General features: G+C 69.1%; 17 protein-coding genes and 5 pseudogenes. 8 read left to right on the top strand and 14 right to left on the bottom strand.

Annotated features, from left to right (window positions below):
* Positions 1-17 precede the first annotated feature (17 nt).
* Both ACFUJY_RS22310 and ACFUJY_RS22305 read right to left on the bottom strand, forming a co-directional pair.
* Positions 18-1,538 carry a S1 RNA-binding domain-containing protein gene (locus ACFUJY_RS22310; RefSeq protein WP_383302310.1) on the bottom strand — a complete coding sequence of 507 codons (1,521 nt, stop codon included), beginning with the start codon at positions 1,536-1,538 and terminating at the stop codon, positions 18-20.
* 59 nt (positions 1,539-1,597) lie between these two features.
* Entirely contained in the window at positions 1,598-2,581 is a 984-nt protein-coding gene (locus ACFUJY_RS22305) for a hypothetical protein (RefSeq protein WP_383302307.1), read from the bottom strand.
* Between the two features lie 200 nt (positions 2,582-2,781).
* Here ACFUJY_RS22305 and ACFUJY_RS22300 point away from each other — a divergent pair, with 200 nt between their 5' ends.
* The 3 genes from ACFUJY_RS22300 (at position 2,782) to ACFUJY_RS22290 (ending at position 7,680) form a co-directional block, all read left to right on the top strand.
* On the top strand, positions 2,782-3,063 hold the full coding sequence (locus ACFUJY_RS22300) for a hypothetical protein (protein WP_383302304.1): 282 nt from the start codon (positions 2,782-2,784) through the stop codon (positions 3,061-3,063).
* Positions 3,064-3,301: 238 nt separating this feature from the next.
* Positions 3,302-6,754 carry a CHAT domain-containing protein gene (locus ACFUJY_RS22295; RefSeq protein ID WP_383302302.1) on the top strand — a complete coding sequence of 1,151 codons (3,453 nt, stop codon included), beginning with the start codon at positions 3,302-3,304 and terminating at the stop codon, positions 6,752-6,754.
* Positions 6,755-7,260: 506 nt separating this feature from the next.
* The gene (locus ACFUJY_RS22290) at positions 7,261-7,680 is read left to right on the top strand and encodes a hypothetical protein (protein ID WP_383302299.1); all 420 of its coding nucleotides are present in this window, start codon (positions 7,261-7,263) and stop codon (positions 7,678-7,680) included.
* A 357-nt stretch (positions 7,681-8,037) separates the two neighbouring features.
* Here ACFUJY_RS22290 and ACFUJY_RS22285 read toward each other — a convergent pair.
* Positions 8,038-8,358, bottom strand: a pseudogene (locus tag ACFUJY_RS22285) (transposase); the annotation flags it as partial.
* Here ACFUJY_RS22285 and ACFUJY_RS22280 point away from each other — a divergent pair.
* Positions 8,336-8,882: pseudogene (locus ACFUJY_RS22280) on the top strand (IS5 family transposase); the annotation flags it as partial. The pseudogenes ACFUJY_RS22285 and ACFUJY_RS22280 overlap by 23 nt on opposite strands.
* Here ACFUJY_RS22280 and ACFUJY_RS22275 read toward each other — a convergent pair.
* The 5 genes and pseudogenes from ACFUJY_RS22275 to ACFUJY_RS22255 form a co-directional block, all read right to left on the bottom strand.
* Positions 8,795-9,136: a DNA-binding protein gene (locus tag ACFUJY_RS22275; RefSeq protein WP_383302742.1), complete on the bottom strand. Its 342-nt coding sequence runs from the start codon at positions 9,134-9,136 to the stop codon at positions 8,795-8,797. The pseudogene ACFUJY_RS22280 and the gene ACFUJY_RS22275 overlap by 88 nt on opposite strands.
* Before the next feature lie 61 nt (positions 9,137-9,197).
* Positions 9,198-9,482: pseudogene (locus tag ACFUJY_RS22270) on the bottom strand (hypothetical protein); the annotation flags it as partial.
* Positions 9,483-9,704: 222 nt separating this feature from the next.
* Positions 9,705-10,691 carry an NAD-dependent epimerase/dehydratase family protein gene (locus ACFUJY_RS22265; RefSeq protein WP_383302297.1) on the bottom strand — a complete coding sequence of 329 codons (987 nt, stop codon included), beginning with the start codon at positions 10,689-10,691 and terminating at the stop codon, positions 9,705-9,707.
* A gap of 590 nt (positions 10,692-11,281) precedes the next feature.
* Positions 11,282-11,493: pseudogene (locus ACFUJY_RS22260) on the bottom strand (IS5/IS1182 family transposase); the annotation flags it as partial.
* Between the two features lie 251 nt (positions 11,494-11,744).
* Positions 11,745-12,146: a GbsR/MarR family transcriptional regulator gene (locus ACFUJY_RS22255; protein WP_383302294.1), complete on the bottom strand. Its 402-nt coding sequence runs from the start codon at positions 12,144-12,146 to the stop codon at positions 11,745-11,747.
* 452 nt (positions 12,147-12,598) lie between these two features.
* Between ACFUJY_RS22255 and ACFUJY_RS22250 the strand changes: the two genes are divergently transcribed.
* Positions 12,599-12,949 (top strand): hypothetical protein, encoded by a 351-nt coding sequence (locus tag ACFUJY_RS22250; protein WP_383302291.1) that lies wholly within the window; start codon positions 12,599-12,601, stop codon positions 12,947-12,949.
* Between the two features lie 181 nt (positions 12,950-13,130).
* On the opposite strand, the gene ACFUJY_RS22245 is transcribed toward ACFUJY_RS22250, so the two are convergent.
* Entirely contained in the window at positions 13,131-13,649 is a 519-nt protein-coding gene (locus ACFUJY_RS22245) for a GAP family protein (protein WP_383302289.1), read from the bottom strand.
* A 356-nt stretch (positions 13,650-14,005) separates the two neighbouring features.
* On the opposite strand from ACFUJY_RS22245, the gene ACFUJY_RS22240 reads away from it, so the two are divergent.
* Positions 14,006-14,161 carry a hypothetical protein gene (locus ACFUJY_RS22240; RefSeq protein WP_383302286.1) on the top strand — a complete coding sequence of 52 codons (156 nt, stop codon included), beginning with the start codon at positions 14,006-14,008 and terminating at the stop codon, positions 14,159-14,161.
* Positions 14,162-14,244: 83 nt separating this feature from the next.
* Positions 14,245-15,690 (top strand): annotated as a pseudogene (locus ACFUJY_RS22235) (alkyl/aryl-sulfatase); the annotation flags it as partial.
* 125 nt (positions 15,691-15,815) lie between these two features.
* Here the strand turns inward: ACFUJY_RS22235 and ACFUJY_RS22230 are convergent.
* Together ACFUJY_RS22230 and ACFUJY_RS22225 are read right to left on the bottom strand one after the other, a co-directional pair.
* Positions 15,816-17,066, bottom strand: coding sequence for a nucleotide sugar dehydrogenase (locus tag ACFUJY_RS22230; RefSeq protein WP_383302284.1), 1,251 nt, complete (start codon positions 17,064-17,066; stop codon positions 15,816-15,818).
* A 115-nt stretch (positions 17,067-17,181) separates the two neighbouring features.
* The gene (locus ACFUJY_RS22225; RefSeq protein ID WP_383302282.1) at positions 17,182-17,703 is read right to left on the bottom strand and encodes a hypothetical protein; all 522 of its coding nucleotides are present in this window, start codon (positions 17,701-17,703) and stop codon (positions 17,182-17,184) included.
* Between the two features lie 882 nt (positions 17,704-18,585).
* Between ACFUJY_RS22225 and ACFUJY_RS22220 the strand changes: the two genes are divergently transcribed.
* A complete protein-coding gene (locus tag ACFUJY_RS22220; protein ID WP_383302280.1) occupies positions 18,586-19,140 on the top strand; it encodes a Tn3 family transposase in 555 nt (184 codons plus the stop codon).
* Positions 19,141-19,258: 118 nt separating this feature from the next.
* Here ACFUJY_RS22220 and ACFUJY_RS22215 read toward each other — a convergent pair whose 3' ends face one another.
* Genes ACFUJY_RS22215 through ACFUJY_RS22205 form a run of 3 tightly spaced genes read right to left on the bottom strand, consistent with a single transcriptional unit; the run spans position 19,259 to position 21,911 of the window.
* Entirely contained in the window at positions 19,259-20,005 is a 747-nt protein-coding gene (locus tag ACFUJY_RS22215) for an SDR family NAD(P)-dependent oxidoreductase (RefSeq protein WP_383302277.1), read from the bottom strand.
* Positions 20,002-20,994, bottom strand: a complete 993-nt coding sequence (locus tag ACFUJY_RS22210) for an alpha/beta hydrolase family protein (RefSeq protein WP_383302275.1) — start codon at positions 20,992-20,994, stop codon at positions 20,002-20,004. Before ACFUJY_RS22210 ends, ACFUJY_RS22215 begins: the two co-directional genes overlap by 4 nt.
* On the bottom strand, positions 20,991-21,911 hold the full coding sequence (locus tag ACFUJY_RS22205) for a zinc-binding dehydrogenase (protein ID WP_383302272.1): 921 nt from the start codon (positions 21,909-21,911) through the stop codon (positions 20,991-20,993). The genes ACFUJY_RS22210 and ACFUJY_RS22205 overlap by 4 nt, the downstream gene beginning before the upstream one ends.
* Positions 21,912-21,943: the final 32 nt, after the last annotated feature.

Raw genomic sequence — 21,943 nt, 5'->3', positions numbered from 1 at the left:
GGTTTCAAGGGCTGCCCTCATTCCGGTCGGGCCTGTTTGAGTGAAAGGGCGATGCGGCGGCGTTGGTGGTCCACGATGAGGATGGCTACACGGAGGTGGTCGCCGACCGCCAGCACTTCCTGCGGGTGCCCAACGTCGCGGTCGTCCAGTTCCGTAAGGTGGATGAAGCCCTCAATGCCCTCTTCCACCTGGACGAACGCGCCGAACGGTGCCAGCTTGGTCACCGTCCCCGAGACCGTGTCCCCGACCTTGTGGGTATCGGCATAGTTCTGCCAGGGATCGGGCTCCAGCGCCTTCATGGACAGGCTCACCTGCTCCTGTACGAAGTCGATGCTGATGATCTCGGCGCGGATTTCCCGTCCGATGGGGGCGATGTCGTCCACCGAGTCGAATCGGGTCCAGGACATCTCGGGAACACGGAGGAAGCCGAGGTAGCGACCCAGATCGTCGTCGAGGTGTACGTACACCCCTACGTCCCTGAGACCCGTCGCGACAACGCCGTTGACAGCCTCGCCCACTCGCAGCGAGCCGAGGAACGTCCGACGCTCATCGGCCCGGCTGCGATGTGTGCGCCAGCGTGCCCGAACGACACCGTCCCCGTCGGGCAGCACGGCCGCGAGAAGAGGATGGCGATCGGCTCCTTCCAGTGGAACCAACGCGACGCGATGGCCCGGGTCTACCGTGATCTGGGGATACGGCACGTCCGCACGCCCCATGCCCGGTGCCGTGACGCGCGCCTCGGAGAACCCCCCGCCCGGATACTGCCGGACGAGCAGGTGAATGCGTTCCCCTCGCCCGACGGTGTCGCGCATCGCCTCGACGTCGTCGGTGAGGTCCGGCCATACCGCCAGCCGCGCCCGCGGGGTCAGACGCTCATACACGGCCTCGACCTCGTGAGCGGTCGTCAGGCGGTGCCAGCGGTAGTCGTTGCCGGTTGGACGCTCCTCCAGCAGGACCCCGCCGCGGGCCGCGACGAGTGCCCCGACCTCAGACCAGAACTCCTCATCGGCGGCCCGCGAGGCGTCGGTCTCGTCGAGAGCCGGGTCGTAGGGTGAGCGCGCGACCCGCTCAGCGAACAGCCCGAGCATGCGGGTGCGGGACACGGCATTCCGCTGGTCCCACCCGCCGCCGACGTAGATGTCGTCCCGGTCGCCGACATGGACGAAGAAGCCGTTGTCCGCCCGCAGCCGGCACCAGGCGCCCTCGCGCAGCACCATCGCCCGCAGCAACGCGAGGCCGGTGGCGAGCGGGACGCGCGCGCCGTCGTGGAACCCGACGCTGTCATGGGGGAAGAGCCCGCTCAGCCCGTTACCCCCTCTTCCCGCGAGGACGGAGAAGGAGAAGAACCCCTCGGCCATGGGATTGTCGATCGTCACCTGCCCGACAGCGGCATCGAGCGCGAACCCTGCGACGGCCGCCACACAGGCAGCAGCGACGCCTTCCCTCGAGTCGTACGCGATGCACGTACTGTCTGCGCCTGCCCCGGGGTCCAGGTCAGCAGGATCGTACGGAGTGATGCGGTACACCATGGGCGCCATGTCAGCGGCCACACCTTCCGGGCAGGGTGCCCGCTCAGCCGTCGCAAGCGGGAAGCGGGTCATACCGCGTCGTCGGTCAGGGGGATCAGATCGCTGCGTCCCTGCACCAGGCAGGTCAGAGCCCAGCCCGTCCGGCGGTTCAGCATGGTGCCGGTCTCCAGGCCGAGCTGGTTCGCGACCTCTGCGGTGTGGAGGCGTGCGGCGGCCTCCAGGAGCAGGGCGTAGCCGTCGACTGCGCCACGTGCCCGGCGCCACGCGGTACCGAGGACGGTCACCCCGATCACCGCTGACGGCCACCACAGCACTCCGACCGCCACGTAGAGCAGCCCCCAGGCAGCCAGACTCGCCGCTCGTCCGAGCGTCTCGCGCGCAGCGGTGATCTCGGTTCGTGTGGCATCGGGCAGCGTGAGCCAGAGATAGGGCCAGACCGAAGGGAGGTCGAGGGAGAATTCGCGGTCGAGCGTGAGCGTCACGGCGTTCATCCTGTCGCCCATCCAGGTGGGCTGGACAGGCCGGTCGGGCGCGATCCGAGCGAGCCTGCGACGCCGTTCCACCAGCGGGGACGGCGTGGTGAGAGCGGGTGGTCGCGGCCCTGGCCGGGGGGCCGAGCCGGCGAGGCTCCGGGCACGGCCGGCCCGGTCGCGCTCCTCCCTGTAGGCGGTGTCCGCCGCGTCCCACTGTCTCCGGCGCCGGGCCACCTGCCGAGCGGCCAGCTGACGCAGCGGGGACGGCCAGCCTTCCCAGGTCGTGGCCAGCCAGAGGCGTTCCGTCAGCAGGCCGATGCCCTGAACAAGGAGTCCTACGGCCCCGGCCGCCACGAGCACGAGGATGAGAATGAGCACGAGCCCTACGGGGGTGTTCACTGTGGGCGCGGCGACCCAGTGGTCGAACGCCGAGGTGAGCCGGCCGGTGTCGAGTGGATGCGTGTGTCCGAGATGCCAGGCGGCCAGGCTGACGGCGATGTAGAGCACCCCTGGCAGCACCAGTGCGGCAGCCCATCGCTGAGTGAGCTGTTTGCCGATCTCTCCGAGAAGGGTGCCCATGGTCAGAGACGCTCCCAGCGCAATCTCCGACCGCTGAGGGCGCAGGAGGGGACCGCATCGTCGGCGTCAGGCCACCACAGTCGGGAACAACGCCGCTGGGGGCAGAGGAAGACGGCCTCGGCGGGGCGTGGGGCCGCCAGGTCCTGGGGGCGCGGTCCGATGCCTCGGCTGCCGGAGCCGTAGATGCCTACGGCGTCGCCATGCGCGAGGAGTGCATCGTGCACGGCGTCCAGGGATTCCGTCACGTCCTCACCGGCGTCCAGCTGGGTGAGCAACCGCTGCAGGACGGACGCGGCCCCCATTTCGTCGAGAAAGCGTCGGAGTTCGTCCAGGTCACCGCAGACAGTGGCTATGCCGTCGGCAATCTCCCTCGCGCGGGCACGCTGCCGGTGTGCGTCCTCTTCGGCCATCCCCGCCCCCAACCTATCGGCGAGCCCTCACGCTCCCCTGCTCTTCATGCCTATTTCGGCAACTGTCTCTAGGATAGGTGGCGTTGCACCTGGTCGTCGGAGAGCATGATGTGCGTGGCGTGGGACTGTCCAGCGTCGCGGCAGAGGTCGGCTCTGGGGGGTCTCGCAGGTGTCGGATGAGGATGCGCTGCGCGCGGTGCAGCTGAGGCTGGCCCGGATCTCACGTGAGCACAGTCCTGCGGCAGCCGCAGAACCCCAGGCCGTGGAGGAAGCGCATCGCCTGTCTCGGATCCTCGGTCCCAGTGCCCCGATGGACGCGTACATTTCCCTCGGCTATCTGCACTGGTTCCGGCACTTGGCGTTACCGGAGACCGATGGCGCAGAGGATCTGCGCCGGTGCGTCGAACTCCTCGTGCCGTGCTTTCTGCTGGGGATCGAGCCGATTCCGGAGCTGCTGCCGGACATAGCCGTGGCGTCCACGTACGCGGCGAACGATTTGCTGAATCAAGCACTCGACTTTCCGAACCCGGGATTGATCGCCGAAGTCGTCAGGCTCTGGCGCCGCATCGTCGCGGCCGTGCCGGAGAGCTACCACAAGGGCTTGCAGGTTTACCGCAGCCTCCTTGGGACGGCGCTGTTACGCGCCTTCGAGTTGGAGCGCGACCCGGCCATGCTGGATGCCGGCATCCAGCAGTTCACCGAGGCACACGCCGCCGCTGTGGCGAGTGGCGGTATCAACCCCGACAACCCGTACGGGGTGGGCAACCTGTACGGCTTCGCCGGTGCTCTCCTCACCCGCTACAACGTATACGGCGTGGACAAGGACTTGGCCGACGCCACCGCCAGGTTGGAAGAGGCCGTCGACTCCGGGCCGGCCGAGCTCTCTGAACCTGAGGTCCTGTTTCAAGTCGGGCTGCGCCTCCTGGAACACGCCGAGCGGCTACGGGCCCACGACGGCCGCCTGGACAGCGCCGTGACACTTCTGCGGGCGGCGATGGAGGCCACACCAACTGGCCTGAAGGAGACATCGGTCCGGGTCTACGCGCTGTGTCGCTGTCTCGTCATCCGTCACGAACTGACCGGTGCCACACGAGATCTGGAGGAGGCCATCGCCGCCGCCAGAAGAGGTTTGGACCCGGACCCCGAGAGGCTCGTGGCGGCCACCCTCGCTCTCACCCTCATCACCCGCTTCAACAATAACGGAGACCCCGATGACGTCGAGGAAGCGGTGGGGCTCACCACGTTCTTGACCGCCGGGTCGCCGGTCGGAGAAACCGCTCGCCCGGCTGACATGCACATCCATGGGACCTCCCTGCGCGCACGTTACGAACTGGCCGGTGATCTCGACGATCTCAACGCGGCGATCACCGCGTTTCGCCACTGTGTCCTCGCCCAGCCCTCGCCGTTGCCGGTCCACGTGGCCTCCCTGGGGCAGGCTCTCCGTCACCGCTTTGAACGCACCGGCGACGGCTCGGCTCTCGACGAGGCAATCGAACTCCTCCGCGACGCAGCCGAGGCCGCGGTGGACGGGAGCGGTGAAGCGGCGACGTACAGGTCCAGCCTGGGCCTATGTCTTCTGCATCGGCACCTGCGTACTCAGGACCCCGCCGTCCTGGATGAGGCGATCGTCGCACTTGGCCAGGCACTCCACAACCTGCCGGAGAGGCATGCCAACCGTCCACGATTCCATGGCAACCTCGGAATCGCACTCTGCCGCCGGTTCCAACGCACGAAGACTCTGGGCGACATAGACGAAGCCATCGCCACGTATGGTGCCGCTCTGCGGCTCACCCCGCCGGCCCACCGCCGCGACAAAGGGCTCCACGAAGCCAACCGTGGCACGGCTCTGCTCCTCCGTCATGAACTGACCGGGGCGGAAGCAGATCTCGACCAGGCCATCACCGACCTGCACCGGGCTGCGACCGTGACGCCGGTCGAGCAGCCCGAGGGCGCTGTCCTCCTGGGCAACCTTGGCCGAGCACTGACGGCCCGGCATTCCATGACGGGCAGTGACGCCGACCGGCGCGAGGCCGTGTCCGTGCTGACCCGAGCGGCGCACGCACCATCAGCCGCAGCCTGGTGGCGGATCCAGGCCGCCCAAGAGGCGGCTCGACTGGCCGCCGAGCACGACCCGGCCCTCGCCGCGGAGCTCCTGGCGGGCGGGGTCGGCCTGCTGCCCGAATTGGCCTCCCAGAGCCTGCACCGATCCGACCAACAGGATCAACTGGGCAACTTCTCCCGGCTCACCGACGACGCCGTCGCTCTCGCCCTCACTGCCGGCGAGGCCACGTCTGACGGCGAAGCGGGAGCGCAAGACTATGCCGTCAAGGCCCTGCGCCTCGTCGAGACGGGACGGGCCGTCATTCTCGGCCACGCACTCAACACTCGAAGCGACCTCCTTCTCCTACGCGCCACGCATCCGGAATTGGCGCACACACTCGCCGACTTGAGCGAACGCCTGAGCCAAGCCACGATGTCCGCCCTGCCAGGCATCAGATCCGACACAGCCGACGACCGCCACTTGCTCTCCGCTGAGTTCGCAGCCACCCTGCACGCCATCCGCACGCTTGAGGGTTTCTCGTCCTTCCTCCAGCCACCGGAGTCGGCGGACGAACTCCGCTCCGAGGCCGGCCAAGGCCCCATCGTGTTCGTGAACGTCAGCAGCCACCGCTGCGACGCACTGCTCGTCACCCGGGAGAAGGTCACCCACCTGCCACTCCCGGCACTCACTCACGACGTGGTGCTCGACATGGTCGACATGTTCCACGAGGCGCTGCCGCGCACCACTGCCGAATACGCGGACCGTCGGGAGCGTCGCGCCGCCCAGGACACGCTCTCCGCAGTCCTGCGGCGGCTCTGGGACACGGCCGTCGGCCCCATCCTCGACGCGCTCGGTCTCGCGGGCCCGCCCGCGCCCGGGGAGGATTGGCCCCAGGTGTGGTGGGCACCCGGCGGAATCCTCGGCCTGCTGCCGCTCCATGCCGCCGGATATGCCCCTGCCGAAGGTGAGCACCGCAGCGCACTGGAAAGGGTCGTCTCCTCCTACGTTCCCACCCTGCGGGCTCTGCGCCATGCCCGCAGCCGGCCTGCTCCACTCAACGAGGCGGGCAAGGCACTCATCGTCACCATGCCCTTCACCATGGCACTGCCCGAGCTGCCGCATGCGCAGGCCGAGTCCGCAGCGGTCAGGGCGCGGACACCGCGGCCCGTCGTCCTGACCGGAAGTACCTCGCTGCACGAGCACGCGGAGGCACTGCTCGACCCGGCCAACGCCCCCGCGCACCTGCCGACGAAGGCCCGGGTCCTCGAGGAGTTGGTCGATGCCTCGATCGCCCACTTCGCCTGCCATGGCGGGGTCCATGCCGACGATCCGTCCCTCAGCCAGCTTTTCCTGGAGGACTTCGCACGGGACCCCCTGAGCGTCGCCAGTCTTGCCTCGGCCCGCCTCGGCCACGCCGACCTCGCGTATCTCTCGGCGTGCGTCACCGCGCTCACCGGCTCTGCGAAGTTGGTCAACGAGTCCATCCAACTGACGACCGCGTTCCAACTGCTCGGCTTCCGGCAGGTGATCGGCACTCTGTGGCCGATTCAAGACCGCATGGCCGTCGAAGTGGCCGACTCGTTCTACCGGTGCCTCACCACGGCCGGCCGACTGGATACGGATCGCGCAGCCGTTGCTCTGCACCAATCCGTCCGCCTTCTCCGCCGCAGACTTCCCCATCTGCCTCTCCTGTGGGCGGGATACATCCATACAGGTGCTTGACGCCCGTCGAACCCGGTGGAAGTCGCAGGACGTGATGAAACGGCTCCCGCACGGCATTCCGGCGGACCACCCCCGTGCCCGCCTGCCGCGGCACCGTTCCCTGACGGCCGCCCGTTGGCTCGGCTGCGAGGAGTGAGTGCACACCGCCGAAGCTGTCGAACGGGTCCTGGCGGCCGCCGCGGATCTGGACGCCCTGCTGACGTGGCTGGTCCGTCACGTCGACCCCACCCCTCCCGCGCCCTCGACCGTGAACGGCTTGCCTCGCTCGCCCACGCGTCGTACACCTGGCCTCCGACACCACCGGGGGCGTCGGCGACGGCCTGGGCGGCCACCCGCACCGCGGCCGATGCCAAACAGGCCTTCGCCGAGTGGCGCTTCCACTAGGCCGACCCGCTGTTCCTCGATTCACCAGCCGGACGGGGTACCTCGGTGCCCCCGCCGCGGAGGGGGCGTTGGAGTTCAGCGGTGGGCTCTGCACGGGCGCGGGGTTCGCGGAGAATAGGTACATGCATGAGCAGTCGGAAGTCTTCACTGGCCCCGCCATGGACCACCCGGCGTGGTGTTCTCCCGCGCACTGCACCGCGCCGGCCCGCTACGCCGTCGATGACTGGGCGTACGAGGAGTTCGTGGGATCGGATGCATATCGCAGCGGTGCATACGCGCACGCCTCCGAACCGTGGGAGATCCCTCCCTATGCCGGCTTCCATCCGGTCCTCGAACAGTTCGTTGACCAGGGCGCACTGAGTGCGCAGCTCACCCAGTTCGCGGCTACGCCCTGGCTCAACGATGCCTACGTCAGCGTGTATGCAGGCGAGGAGCGGCTCTTGTTCATCAGCGAAGTATGGGTACAGAGAACCTTGGGAGGGGTCATGTCACGACTGCGGGGCCTTGAAGGGAACAGTGCCACCGACAACAAGAGCGTCTAGCTCGGCGTGCTCCGGTCCGTCCGCCTGCCCTGGTGACAACACGCCTGCCCAGGTGACAACACGCCTGCCTCGGTGAGGTCCGCGACGTTGCGACCGACGGCCAGCACGGCCCGGGTCGAACCGAACGTCGCAGGGTGGCGATCTGATCGATTGAGGTCGTCATGCCGTCACGGCCAGGCGTGCATTCCGAGGCGCCACGTCGACGCCTGCCGACCGAGACATCCGAACGGAACCTCGGGACCACGGTCGGCAACTGCCCCGCAAAGGCGGGACGCCGAGGAAGGCGGACACGGCCTTCGCCACGTTGAGCGGGTAGTCCGCAGGTAAGACCGTGTCCTATGTGGTGAGGCGGATGAGTCATGCGTAGCAGCAGAGGCGGCTGCGAGGCCGAGGAAGGCCAGGTAGTTGCGGGGGTGGCGTTCGGATCGGTGGTTGACTCAGCGGTAGCCGGTCAGCCAGGACACGGTCCGTTCGATCACCCATCTGCGGCGGCCCAACCGTCGCTGGGCTCGACTCCCTTGCGGGCGATGCGGACGCCGATGTACTTGCCCCGGAGCCATTCCGCAGGTGAGGGACATCGTATGCCTTGTCTGCGTGGAGGTGCTGGGGCTTGAAGTGTCGACCGCGGTGGGGGTCGTGTCTCGTTTGGTGACCCATGATCATGGGCTTCAGCGCGGACAGTCTGTGGGAGATCTTCCAGACAGTGGCGTCGGAGCCGCCGGTACGCTCCCAAGGCGGAGGCGGGCGGCGGTGCGATGACCGCTCAGTATTGGCCACGATCATCTTCGTCGCCATTTCGGGCTGCGCCTGGCGGCAACTGCCGCCGGTCTTCGGCGTCTCCTGGCAGACGGTCCACCGCCGCTTCACCGACTGGTCCACGGCCCGGGTGTGGGCCAAACTGCACCGCGTGCTGCTGGCCCGGCTCGGCAGGAGCGGCAAGCTGGATTGATCGCGCTGCGCGATCGACTCCACCAGTGTCCGGGCGGTCGAAGGGTCCCCTGACCGGACCGAATTCGACCGATCGCGGCAAGCTCGGGTCGAGAATCCACGTCATCTCCGATCGCAACGGACTGCCGATCTCGGTGGGCATCTCCGACGCCAACCCCCAGGACAATCAGGCCCTGACCCCGCTGATGCGCGGCATCCCGCCGATCCGCTCCCGCTCCGGGCCCCGGCGCCGAGTAATCGTCAAGATCTGTGGACTGGGTAGTTGGAAGAAGCCGATCGTGTCCTTGAGCAGACGAAGGGCCTTTGCGTGGTAGGTGGCGCTGTCGCGCCAGGTCTTCTCTGCCTGCATGCTGGCAATCGTGACGCCCGCCCTCCCGGCCGAGTTCTCCGCGGGCGCCAGGTGGCCGCAGGCGATGCGTGCGCCGATGCGAAAGAGAGCGATGCCCAGTTGGCGGGCAACCTCGGGCTGCGACAGCCAGACACCGTCTGCCGCCTGGGGTACCCGCATGAGCTAGGGGTGGGGGCGCTCGTCTCTCGGTGTCATCAGGCGGCCCCCGCTTCGGAGCGTCGTCCTTGCTCAGCGCGGTGGTCCTCACCCACGGCCGGGACCGGACCCGGTCGCGGCGGGAGAGCCTGTCGTCGACCGCGAGGTGCTCGTACTGGCGGGCGGCGGTCTCCAGCTTCCCGGCCATCTCGGTGACCACGCCCAGGGACAGGTCGAGCTGGGCGATGGGGCGGGGGATATCGAGCTGGGTGAACAGCGACTTGGCGGTGACATAGGAACGCTGGGCGGACAGGGGGCCGACCACGCTGCCCTGGCCGGGCTGGAGGTCGCCGAGGAGGGCGGTCGAGCGGGGCGAAGAAACACCGGCCCCGGTCAGGCAGGCCGCAGCGCTGAGTCGTGCAGACCTAGGCCGCGCACCAGCAGTTCGGCGGCCCGATCGTGCTCGCCTCATCTGGCCGTTCTCGCCCCCAGTACTCCATCCGCCTACCAGGCCTTGAATGCCGCGCCTGCATATGGCGCGGCGCTCGGTCTTGGTCACCCCCTGCCCGTTTCGCGAGACCCCTGCGCCTCCTTACCCCAGTGCATCCAGGAGTTCGCGCTCGCGCTCGGTACTCAGGCCGGCCCGACGCGGCCGGTCCAGGCCCTCCGCCCGCTCCCAGCGCAAGGTCTCCTCCAGCAGCTCCGCCCGAGGCCGGTGCCGCAGGCCGACTGCGCTCGCCGCAGCGCCGTTGCGGGCCCCGAAGCCGGCCCAGTCCGGGTCGGCCACCCACAGCGCGAGCGACTCCGGGCCCATGGCCTGGACCACCTTCTGCCCAAGCAGCCAATCGTCGTCTGCCTCCACCACCGGCCCGGTGTGCCCGCCAACCTCCCGCGACAGCGCGACCCACTCCCCGAAGGGCACGATTGGGCCGACCGCGTTGTACGTGCCGGTCGTCCCCGTCTCCGCGCAGTCGAGCAGCCATGCCGCGAGGTCTCGCGCGTCCACCACCTGCGTGGGGAGGCCCGGAGAAGCCGGTACCAGCAGCGGGGCCAGCGGCTCGCGGGCAGCGCGGCAGACCCAGTACCCGGAGCGGCCGCTGTGGTCACCGGGGCCGCCGATCAGTCCCGCCCGCGCGATGAGGAGCCGGTCCCCCACTGCGGACGCCGCGGCCTCCTCGCAGGCCACCTTGGCCTCCCCGAACTCGTCGTGCCCGACCTCGTCCCGCTCGGTCGCCGGGAGCAGCTCGGCCGACTCGTCCGCGTTCGGCTGCGCATGCGAGGCATACGCGCTGACCGACGACACGTACGACCAGTGGCCCGCCCGCTCGCCAAGCGCCGCCAGCGCCCCGCGGACGAAGCCCGGCTGCCACGACACCTCGACCACAGCGTCCCAATCCCGGCCCGCCAGGCTCTCGTACGCCGACGGGTCACGCCTGTCCGCAGCGACCAACACCGCGCCCTCAGCCGCCTCGCCGCTCTCCCCGCGGGCCAGGCAGGTCACCCGGTGCCCACGTTCCAGTGCCTGCCGCGAGACTTCGCGGCCCACCCACGCTGTTCCGCCCAAGACCAAGATCTTCATCAGCCCACTCAACCCGAACAGTGAGCCTGCGTGTCCCTGCTTCGCCGAGGGCGTAGCGGTTCTCAACGGCCCACCGGGCCGCCTTCCAGCCGGTATGCAACGGGCGGTCAGTTGACTGCACCAGCTCAGGCCACGGCACGACTCCGTGACCTTGTTCACGAGCATGCGGGGGTGCATGAAGCTTCTTCGATTCATCGAGATCTGATTGACGGCCGGGTACAGCTGCCCCGGATGGGGGCGGTGGTGGACGGCGAGTCGCCTTCGTTGCCGTGGCGGGTGGTAGATGCTGCCGGCTGGAAGATCGAGCCGGTCAGCAGTTACCTTCGGGGCCGGGTGCTGGGCGATGTCAGCCCGCTGACATGTCTAGCTACGGCTTTGACCTGCTGCGCTGGTACCGAGTGCTCTGGACACTGGATGTGGGCTGGGAGCAGGCCACCGAGGCGGAGACCGCTGCGTTGGTGGGCTGGCTTCGTTCGGCTCGCAACCCACAGCGCCAGCGCCGGGCAGATGGCCACCGGGCCGGGACGGTGAACCCGGAGACGGGCAAGCCGACGCTTCGGGCCGGGTACGCGCCGGCGACCATCGCCCACAACGTTTCCTGGCAGAGCGGCCGAGGCCCAAAACAGTCGGCCGAACGGAGCTGCGAGGACCTGCGCATTCATGCCGTGGCGTTGGGGCTTCCCCGAGTGGTACGGGGTGTCGACGGCGATCCGGTCAATCGGCAGCAGGGTGCCGCCCAGAATCACGAACGCCTTCTTGCCGACCGTCTCCATCGCCTCGCCAGGGGCGGTGCGAGGACGCACTGCACTTCGACCGCCCCGCGTATGTCCCGGCAGACGGGCCCGATATGCGTGTGCCTCGTGGCGGCGTCGATGTCGGGTTTGCGTTGGAGCTGAAGGCCCGCACAGGGTTCCTCGGGCGGCATTGACCCCCAACCATCACACAGCGCTACACGCCACCCGGCCAGGACGACAAGAGACAGGGGCCGTCAGGCGTGATGGTGGTTGTCCTGGCGGAGGCGATGCGTCGAGACCGTCGGCCGACGCGGCCTGCTCAGTGGGTTTCGGGGGCTTGAGGAAGGCTGGTGGAGTAGACCTTGTGCCAGCGTTCGGCCGAGCGGACCAGGTCGTCGATGACGTGGCGGAGGAACTGGCTCGTATTTTCCAGTCGGGCACCGGCGGGGGTGGTGACGCCGAGCTTCCGGGCTCCGGCCGCGCAGGCTTCGGCGATCCGAGTCTGGTTGCGCGCGCCGGCCATGATGGAGGTGAACACCGCGTCGTCGTCGATGACGTAGCGCTCGGCACGGCTGCGAAGGTCGCGCTCGCGCTTGATGAGTGCCTGATTCTCCAGATAGCCGATGGCCTTGGAGACGGAGGCGGGACTGACCTGCAGGCATCGCACGAGTTCCGCGGAGGTGAGGCTGCCGCTGTCGGTGGTGAACAACGCGGCGAGCACGCAGTGCGTGTGGTGGACGGTGGAACGATCACCGTCGGGTGATCAACGGGGTTCTCCACCAGGTGCGGACCGGTGGACATGAGAAGCAATCTGCCGGAGCGGTTCGCCGTGAAAACGGACTACAAACGACATCGTCGCTGGTCAACGGACGGGACCTGGCAGATGCTGCGGTCGCGGGTCCGCAGACCGGAATCGGCCGGCCTCACCCCAGACGGCGACGACGTGGCGGACAGGCGTACACGTCCCGTGGAAACCACTGCTATGGGCCACGAGGCGGAATCCTGCACACGATCCGAACGCCCCGACCAGCAGAGGACCCATACCGTCCGTCTGGCCGAAGACAGCCGACGAGATCCTCGAAAAAGTCGCCGCCCGCTACGGACGAATGCCTCACTCGGTTCATCAGGTCTGTCCGGTGGATTGTGTTCGGGTGGGCCCGGTAGGTTGCCTGTATGTCTTCTGCACTTGTTGTTGGTTACGCCCCGCAAGCGATACCCGGCGTAGATGGTGAAGCTCTTCGCACCGCTCTCGATGCGGAGTTGGTCCGGTTCGGCGAGCACGGAATCGACGCGGCCATGACGCTCGTCGTGTTCGATGGATCGGCGGAGTCCACCCTCGTCGAGTCGCTGGCCAAGCAACCATGGGATGTCGTGGTCGTCGGTGGGGGGATCCGCAAGACCGAGCAGTTGCTTCCTCTCTTCGAGCAGATCGTGAACCTGATCCGCCGCCATGCGCCCCAGGCCGCCATTGCGTTCAACACCAGCGGCGGGGACAGCGTCGAGGCGGCACAGCGATGGCTCTGAAGCCCGCCCGACCGATCACGTCCTGTACCACAGCCGGGTCGCCGCCTCGGTGAGGCCGCCGACGGCTCCCCCGCCCGGGCAGCTGGGCAGTGCTGCTGACCAGCAGTCTCTACTGCACCCGTGGCCGCCGCTGACGCCTTCCGCGAGCTGGGGTTCGCCTGAGGCCACCCGGCGTGCTCCCTCACGTGGTCAGGCCACTGACTGTGTCGCCTACATATTTGGCGCCGAGGACGAGGAACAGGGGGGTCATGATGGCTGCGTTGTGGGCCGCCATCCACGCCTTCCACTCCCCCAGGACCTTCGGGGAGCGGGTGCCGTCGAAGAGGTAGACGGCGAGGGGCAGGAGGGTGCAGAGGGAGGCGGTGAGGACCATGAGGGCGGCGGCGATGGTCTTGCCGCCCGTAGTGGCGGTGCTGGAGGCGATGGAGACGGCGCCGCCGACGGCGAGGACGAGGTTCTTGGGATTGGCGACGGCGAGCGCGGCGGCGAGGCCGGCGGCCTTGGCGGGTGTGAAGCGGTCGATCGCTTTCATCCAGTCGGACGGTTGGGTATCGCGGCCTTCCCTGGGTCGGTCCTTCCACTGCTTGACGCCCATGAGGAGGAACAGCACGCCGAGGGCGAGCTCGAGCCAGAGGGTCCAGGCGGCAGGGCCGCCGGCGCCCTGCGATACGTCGGCGCCCGAGCCGGGCAGCACGATCACGGTGACCAGGGCGGAGAGAGAGCACCCACCCGGGGGTGAAGGCGATGCCGTTGGCACGCCCCTTCGGCGTGGCCAGCATCAGGATGACCGCGATCAGCGGGAGCGGGCTGATGGCGATGCCGACCGCGGAGGCCAGCATCTGACCGACGGTGTCGCCCACGGTGCACCTCCAGTGGCTCGTACGGCCGCTCCAAGAGGATCGCACGGTGCGCGTTCTCGGTGGCGTTGGTCGCGCTCGCGCAGGCCGCTGGGATCGCACCGTCGATGCCGAACCCTGACGGCATGCGTTCCGACATCGACGGCGACTTCCGTTCCCCGGGGTACGCCAACCTTTCCTCGTCCTCACCGTACGGACGGTGCCCGACGTGCCGTCCTCGGCGGTGATCAAGCTCCTCGACCGGCACGCCCGCGTCCTCGCCGACGCGGGAGGACGCCTCGTCCTGGCCGATGCTCAGCCGTCGCTCGTCCGAGCGCTGGACGCAACCGGGGCTCGGCGCCCAGGAGAAGGCTGACAAAGTGCGTAGACGGGCGAGCGGTGCTGAGATGAACCGGACCATCGCGGAACGGAGTGAGCCCATGGGCGCAGCCCTCCCCTTCGCGCTCGCACGGCGACCACTTCGGCGGTGTCCGCGGCGTCCTCCCCCACGGCACCGAGCAGGGCGTCCCGGTCCTCGCCCCTGAGGGCTTCCTGGAGCACGCGGTCAGCGAGAACGTCTATGCGGGCGGGGCGATGGGCCGCCGCGCCGGGTACATGTACGGCGTCATGCTGCCCAAGTCGCCCGAGGGGCAGATCGGCGTCGGTCTCGGCCAAGCCACCTCCAACGGCACGATCACGCTCATCCCGCCGACCGTGGACATCACCCGGACGGGGCAGGAGGAAACGGTCGACGGTGTGCGGATCGTCTTCCAGCTCACGCCCGGCACCGAGGCCCCGTCCGAGATGAACTTCCTCTTCCCCGACAAGCGGGCTCTGTGCCTGGCGGAGAACGCCACGCACAACATGCACAACATCCTGACCCTGCGCGGCGCCGTCGTCCGCGACACCCGGATCTGGGCCCGCTACCTGGACGAGGCCATCGAGTACTTCGACGGACGCTACGACGTCGCGTTCGCCTCGCACCACTGGCCCACCTGGGGCAACGACAACGTGGTCGCCTTCCTCTCCGGACAGCGCGACCTGTACGCGTACATGCACGACCAGACCCTGCGCATGCTCAACGACGGCCTGACCGGCCCGGAAATCGCCGAGGCCATCCAGCTGCCGCCCGCTCTGGAGAAGTCCTGGCACGCACGCGGCTACTACGGCTCGCTGTCGCACAACGTCAAGGCGATCTACCAGCGGTATCTCGGCTGATACGACGGCAACCCGGCCCATCTGTGGGAACACCCGCCCGCCGAACTCGCGCAGCGGTACGTGGACGTGGCCGGCGGGCCGGCCGAAGCCCTCGCCAAGGCCCGCGCATATGCGGACGCCGGGGACCTCCGCTTCGCCGCGACCCTCCTCGATCACCTGGTCTTCGCCGACCCCGGCGACCGGGACGCGCAGGAGACACTGGCCGACGTCTACACCCGGCTAGGTCACGGCGGCGAGAACGCCACCTGGCGCAACTTCTACCTCATGGCCGCCAAGGAACTGCGCAGCGGCCCGGAGTCAGACATCGTCGACCTCGCCAACCCAGAGATGCTCATGGCCCTCACGGTCCCCATGCTCCTGGACTCCCTCGCCATCCGCGTCGACGGCCCCCGCACCTGGGACGAGGACCTGACCATTGACCTCGTCCTCACCGACCCGGTTGCCGAACGAGCCCGACACCGGGCCACCCTCCACAACGGCGCCCTCACCCACCGCGCCGCCCTCGCCGACACCCCGCCGAAGACCTCCGCCGGACTCACCCTCACCCTCACCAAGGCCCAGCTCCTCGGTGTCCTCGCCGGCAAGGGCCTCGACGGCGTCGCGGTCGACGGCGACCCGGCCCTCCTCGCCCGTCTCTTCTCGTACATCACCACCCCCGACAAGACCTTCGCCATCGTCACCCCCTGACCCCTGTCACCGAAGGGACCCTCTGTTCACCCCGGTGGGACCTCGGCGGGTCGTGGTGTGGCATCTGCCGGACCGCCGCGCGTCGGTGCTCGGGCGATGTCCGGCAAGCCTCGAATCAGAAGTGGCTACGGCGCGTTGTGAGTGGGGTCGAGTACCGGGGTGCTGTCCGGGACCCAGGACACGTCCCAGCCGGGATGCCGGGTGTGGACGATGACCAGGTCCCAGTGGCGGGTGGCCGGATCGGCGACGGCGGTCAGGACGCGAGGTCCACGAGCAAGGGTCGGTACGTAGGGGTCGGTGTAGGCGACGGACGCCCCGTTCGCGGAGAGGGCGTCGATGATCCGCAACGCCGGACTGTCGCGGACATCGGCGACGCCGGGCTTGTAGCTGACGCCCAGCAGCAGCACACGTGGCGGCCGTGAGGCGTCTTTCCTCGCGGCTAGGAGGGCGAGGGCGCGGCTCGCCACGGTGTCCGGGCGGGCAGCCACGGCCGCCATCGCGGTGTCGAGCAGGGGCGTGGCGGCCCCCGTTCGGGTCAACTGCCACCGCAGATAGTGCGGGTCGCAGGGAATGCAGTGGCCGCCTACTCCCGGCCCTGGATAGAACGGCATGAATCCGTACGGTTTGGTCGCCGCCGCCTCGATCACCGCGCGGGGGTTTAGGCCCAAGGTCAGGCAGCCGTCGGCGAGTTCGTTGGCCAGGGCGATGTTGACCGCGCGGAAGGTGTTCTCCCATAGCTTCGCCTTCTCGGCGGTCTCGGGGCTGTCGACGCGGTGCACGACGGGTGCGGTTCGCGCCAGCAGTTCGGCGGCGCGCTCGGTGGCGGCCGAGCCGACGCCGCCGACCATGCGAGGCGTCCGCTCCTGGTCGTGCAGCGGGTTCCCGGGGTCGATCCGCTCGGGCGCGAACGCGACGAACACGTCCCGCTCGGGGCGCAGCCCGCGTTCCCGGGGCGGGGTGACGAGCAGGTCGCGGGTGGTGCCGACGTAGCTGGTCGAGGTGAGCAGCAGCAGTTGCCCGGCCTGGGCGCGGGCCACTACCGCCGCGCACGCCGCGCGCAGTTCAGTCAGATCGGGAACGGCCTCATCGGTGACGGGGGTGGGCACGCAGATGACGACCGCCTCGCAGTCGCGGAAGGCGTCGGCGTCGTCGGTGAGCAGGAACTCCTCGTCGTCCAGTGCCGCGGCCAGTCCCGCGCACTGCCCGGGCAAGAGGTCCACCGCCCGGCGGCGGACCGCGTCCAGCCGGGCCGGACTCACGTCCATCCCCGTCACCCTAGTGCCCGAGGCGTGCAGCGCCAGCGCGGTCGGCAGCCCGACGTACCCAAGGCCGACTACCGCCACCCGTCCGGCCTGCACAGTCGACGGTTTCCGCATGCGCTGGCACGCTGCCGGCTGCTTCGCCCGGGTCGTCTGACCGCTGCGGTCCCACTGCGTTTCCCCGCAGGATCCCGAGGAGTTGCGCGAGGACGGGCCGGATCGCCGGGGTTCATCACGCGCCGAAGCTGTCGTCATCTGGACCGAGGGTTAGGTGGGGTGGGCACGCGTGCGTGGCACTCCAGTGGCCGGCACTCGTCAAGAAGGGCTCGGAGCCGGCCTCGGTCCGGAAGGTGAAGGTGACACCCGTCGCTTCGATCCGCAGCGCCACCTGTCCGGGCGGCTGGTGGAGTGTCACCGGGTTGAAGCGGCAGCCCATCGCGTTCAGCTCGGCCGTGATTTCTGGGTGTGTGAGTGGCCCGGTGAACGTCGCGCGTTTCTCCGTTCCGAGAACCGGAAGCTCGACGGTGTCTCGCCAGGTCTGGACGCTGATCATCGTGACGCGGCGGCATCGACAGACGCAGAATTCAGCATCCCCGTAGGAGAACAGATGTGGCCAGCGCCGACGCTTACTCACCCGGCCGATGTCCCATGGCGGCCCCAGGATCGCCGCGATGTCGTTGAGAGACGCCCCGCAGTGCAGTGGGCCGATGGCTGCGGAGGAACCGAACTCGGCCAGGATTCGAATCGCGGTCACGCAGTGGAGCGTGCCACGTGACCTGGTCGGACGTCCATCGCGTTGATCCGCCGGCGCGAGGACGTCAGGACGCGTCACACGGTGCAGACGCGTTCGACTTCGTCGCGCTGCGTGTGCAGGTCCCAGTAGAGGGGGCGAGCTCCTCGGCCGAGGTCGCCGGGCTTCGGGCGGGCCGTCCGTGCCGATGCGCACGCCGATGGCGAGGTGCCCGGCCTGGACGCCGGGCGAAAAGGGAACACGGTCAAGCTGTGCTTCGCCACGACCTACGCTTCTTGAACCAACCCGGTCGGGGCCCGCTTCGGACCACTAGGAGCTCGTAACACGATCCTGTGACCTCAGGTTCTGCATTGCTGTCACACGGCCGCCTATTGAGCCATGGACAGTTACGAGGGCGCAGCGACGCTTGAGTGGTGGGCCAACCGATCGATGTGTCTGGGCAGGCTTCGTGTGCGCATCGTGGTCTGTGCCGCCCGGAGACAACTGGCCATGCGAGGCGACCCTCGAAACTCCCCTGGCGTAGGCGAAGCAGCGGGCGACATACAGCAGCACGGTCGACACCTCGCCCGCCAAGAGGGATACCTCCCCCTTCTTCGTGCTCACACCAGTCGCACCATGATCATTCCATCTGCTTGTCGGGCCGGACCGGCCAAACGTCGCGAGGCAAGGTCGATGACAGTGGCCCGGTAGCAGAACTTGCCGCCCTCGACGGGCAGGTAGGTGATATCGCCGACGTACTTCGTGTTCGATTGCGTCAAAGTACGCCTCGGGCGGGACGTGGGGCAGGTCCCTATCGGGACCCGCAGCGTCGAAGTCACCGAGCAGCGCAGCCTCGTTGCTGTTTGGACGTCGCCCCAGAGCAGCTGTGGAGCCCGTCCCCTTATCGTGGCCCTGGGACGTGACGGCGCCGAACTCTCCCGCATGGGCACCCATGACAGTCTGGACACTCAAACGCCAGATGGTGTAACGGCGGATCATGCTGTCCTGCTCCTTGTGGACGGCATGGTCCGTGCCGTCGTCGAGGGTGATGCAGCGCAGGGCGGTGAACCTCGGTTGAAGAACATCGGCAGCATCCGCCTGTACCGCCCAGACGACACTCCGCCCGGCTGGCCGGCGCTCGGGGCGTCGCTGACACGGCCGATCCGCTGGGAGCTGATCGAGCAGCAGTACGACCCGATGGTCAAGTACGCCACTGCCCTGCGGCTCGGCACCGCTGAGGCGGAGCAGATGCTGCGGCACTTCACCCGCGCCGGCCCCAAGCACCCCACCTACGCCGCGCGCGAAGAACTCGGCCGCGCCGTGCGCACGACCTTCGCCTGCGACGACCAGGCCCGCCCCGGCCTGTGCCTCACCCCCGCGCCTCGACGGAAGCTGCTACTCCATCGACTACGGAGACACGATGACGGGCTCCGACGATTTCAGGACGTCACCGGCGCCTGATCGAACAAGGCAGGGTGGCACTGGCCGGACGGGGTGTCGTCGTAGAGCGTGGAGGTCGAAGCGAGAGAAGCCGTACCGCTCTGGAGGAGGCGTGTAAGGCTGTGGGTTCGATCGGGTGTCAGGCAGGGACGGCGCCGATCAGGCCGCCGTCGATGACAAGGTCCTGACCGTTGACGTATGACGCGTCGGGCGAGGCGAGGAACGCGACAGCCGCGGCGACCTCTTCCGGGCGTCCGAAGCGGCCAGCGACGATCTGGCCGGTGACCGTCTTTGCCTCCGCTTGGGGCAGTGCGTCGGCGGGGTACATCGGCGTGTCGATGTAGCCGGGGCTGATGGAGTTCACGCGGATCTTGCGGGCGGCGAGTGCGGCGGCGAGGGTTCGGGCCAGGTTGTGCGAGGCGGCCTTGGTCGCCGAGTAGAGGGTCAGCACGCTGTTGCCCCGGTGGAGGGTCCATGAGGCGTTGATGACGATCGAGCCTCCATCCGTCAGTAGCGGCAGCGCCTTTTGGAGAGTGAAGAACACACCCTTGAAGTTGACGTCGACGCCGTGGTCGAAATCCTGCTCGGTGATGTTCTCGAACGGCAGGAACGTCCCTGTGCCCGCGTTCGCGAAGAGGGTGTCGAGGCGACCGTGACGGTCCCGGACGGTCTCCATCAACGCGTCCACCGCGCCGAGGTCGGCGGCGTCGGCCACGACACCGGAGGCACGGGGGCCGAGTTCTTCGACGGCCGCGTCAAGCCGTGCGCGGGTGCGGCCGGTGACGATGACATGGGCGCCTTCGGCGACGAGGCGGTGTGCGGTCGCCAGACCCATGCCGCTGGTGCCGCCGGTGATGAGGACGGTCTTGTTGGTGAAGCGGTTCATGCCGGTGCTCCCGTCAGGGTGTGGACGAGGTGGTCGCTGAGGTGGGGCAGCCAGTCGGGCCGCGCGTTGCCGAGGAGATGGTCCCCGTGCGGGACGGACAGGTAGCTGCCGAGCGGTGCCAGACGGGCCAGGTGCTCCCCGTTCGTCACACCGGGGATGACGTCCTGGCCGCCGTCCACGACCAGCACTGGAGCCGTGATGCGCGGTGCGAGGGCGGCGAGGTCCACCTGGCGTACGAACTCGCGGGCGGCATCGGCACTCCCGGTGCGCGTGGCCATGATGTCCCGTACAGGCGGGGGCAGTTGCTCCCAGTCGAGGCAGAAGGGACCGCTGACGGTGGCGAGGGCTGCCACACGCGGCTCCAGCGCCGCGGCCCGGGCCGCGAAGTAGCCGCCCAGGCTCAGGCCGACGAGCCCGACGCGTGCGACGCCGAGAGCGTCGATGACCCGGCCCACGACCCGCTCGTAGTCCGGGACGAAGGTCGTGGTGGCCGCGAGCACGCCCTGTCCAGGGCCGTCCATCGCGAACACCGCAAGCCCCCTGGCCAGCAGCGCGGACACCAGATCGAGGAACTCCTCCTTGGCCGAGTCCAGGCCGGGGACGACGACCACGGTCCCCGGCGCGTCGGCGGGGCCGCGCAGCCAGCCGGTGAACCCTTCGCCGACGACCCGCCGCGCGTCGGGCTCCAGCACGGTGAGGGCTCGGCCCAAGGCGTGGTCCGCCTCGGCGGCGGCACGATGTGCCTCCGGATACGGCGCCAGGGTGGCCAGGTGGAACCACCGGGCCGCCATCAGGAGGTACTCACCCGCCGAGAGCGGTGATGCCGCGTCCTGCGCGCGCCGGAGGTAGTGGTGTCCGGTGCGCACGAAAGACGGCCCCCAGTCGGTGACGCAAGCGAGGCCATCGGTGACGCGCCGGTACTCGTGAGGATCCACTCCCATGCCGGTGGCGCGTGTCCACTGGGCGGCGGCGAACTCTGTGGCTCTCATCGTGCTCCTCCGGTCAGCAGGACGGCCTTGCCGCGAATCCGGCGCTCTCGCAGGTCGACCAGGGTGTCGGCGGTATGGGCCCAATCGGTGACGCGGCCGATCTCCGGGTGCAGCCGGCGCTGTTCCACCAGCCTCACCAGGGCTGCGAGATCGGAGCCGTACGGGGCACCCGCGTAGTGGAAGTGCTGAATCGTGACGCGCTCGGGCCCGCCGAGGAGCTGGAAGAAATCGAGGGTCGCCGGGGTGCGGCTCGCCTGGCCGAACCAGACGAGCGTGCCACCCGGGCACGCCTTCGACAGGGCAATGGGCAGATCCGGCCCGCCCGTGGACTCCAGCACGACATCGAACAGCCCCTGAGCCGCCGCGACCTCGTGCACCACCGTCGCACCCAGCTCCGCGAGCCGTTCACCGCGTACCGGCGTGGCCGTCACCGCAGTCAGTTCGGCTCCCGCGCCGACGGCCAGCTCGGTGACGTAGTGCCCGACGCCGCCCGAGGCGCCGGTCAGGAGCACCCGGCGGCCGGCCAGGGAACCCGCCGCACGCAGCAGCCGCAGGGCGGTGATCCCGGCCAGGGGCAGGGCTGCCGCCCGTACGCTGTCGATGCTGTCCGGGAGCACCGCGAGGGAGTGCGTGGGCACGGCGGCGTACTCGGCCCAGCCTCCCTGCGCCGGGTGCCCGACCACGCGGGCGCCGATGCCGGGGCCGGAGCCGTCGGCCGCCGCCTGCACGACGAGCCCCGCGATGTCCTTGCCGGGCAACAGCCCCGGCGCGGGATTCTCGAGGAGGAAGGTCTCGCCCCGGTTCGGAGCGATCGCGTCGACCTTGATCAGGGCCTCACCGGGCCCGGGCGCCGGCTGGGGGACCTCGGTGAAGGCGACCGGCCGCGCCGCTTGCCCCGTGGGAATCAGTCTTTGCATGGGGAGGATGCAACCTCCGCGGCCGCCCCGCG

Source organism: Streptomyces sp. NPDC057249 (genome assembly GCF_042669245.1).
Taxonomy (GTDB): Bacteria; Actinomycetota; Actinomycetes; order Streptomycetales; family Streptomycetaceae; genus Streptomyces.
This window is presented reverse-complemented; position numbering and strand designations above follow the sequence as displayed.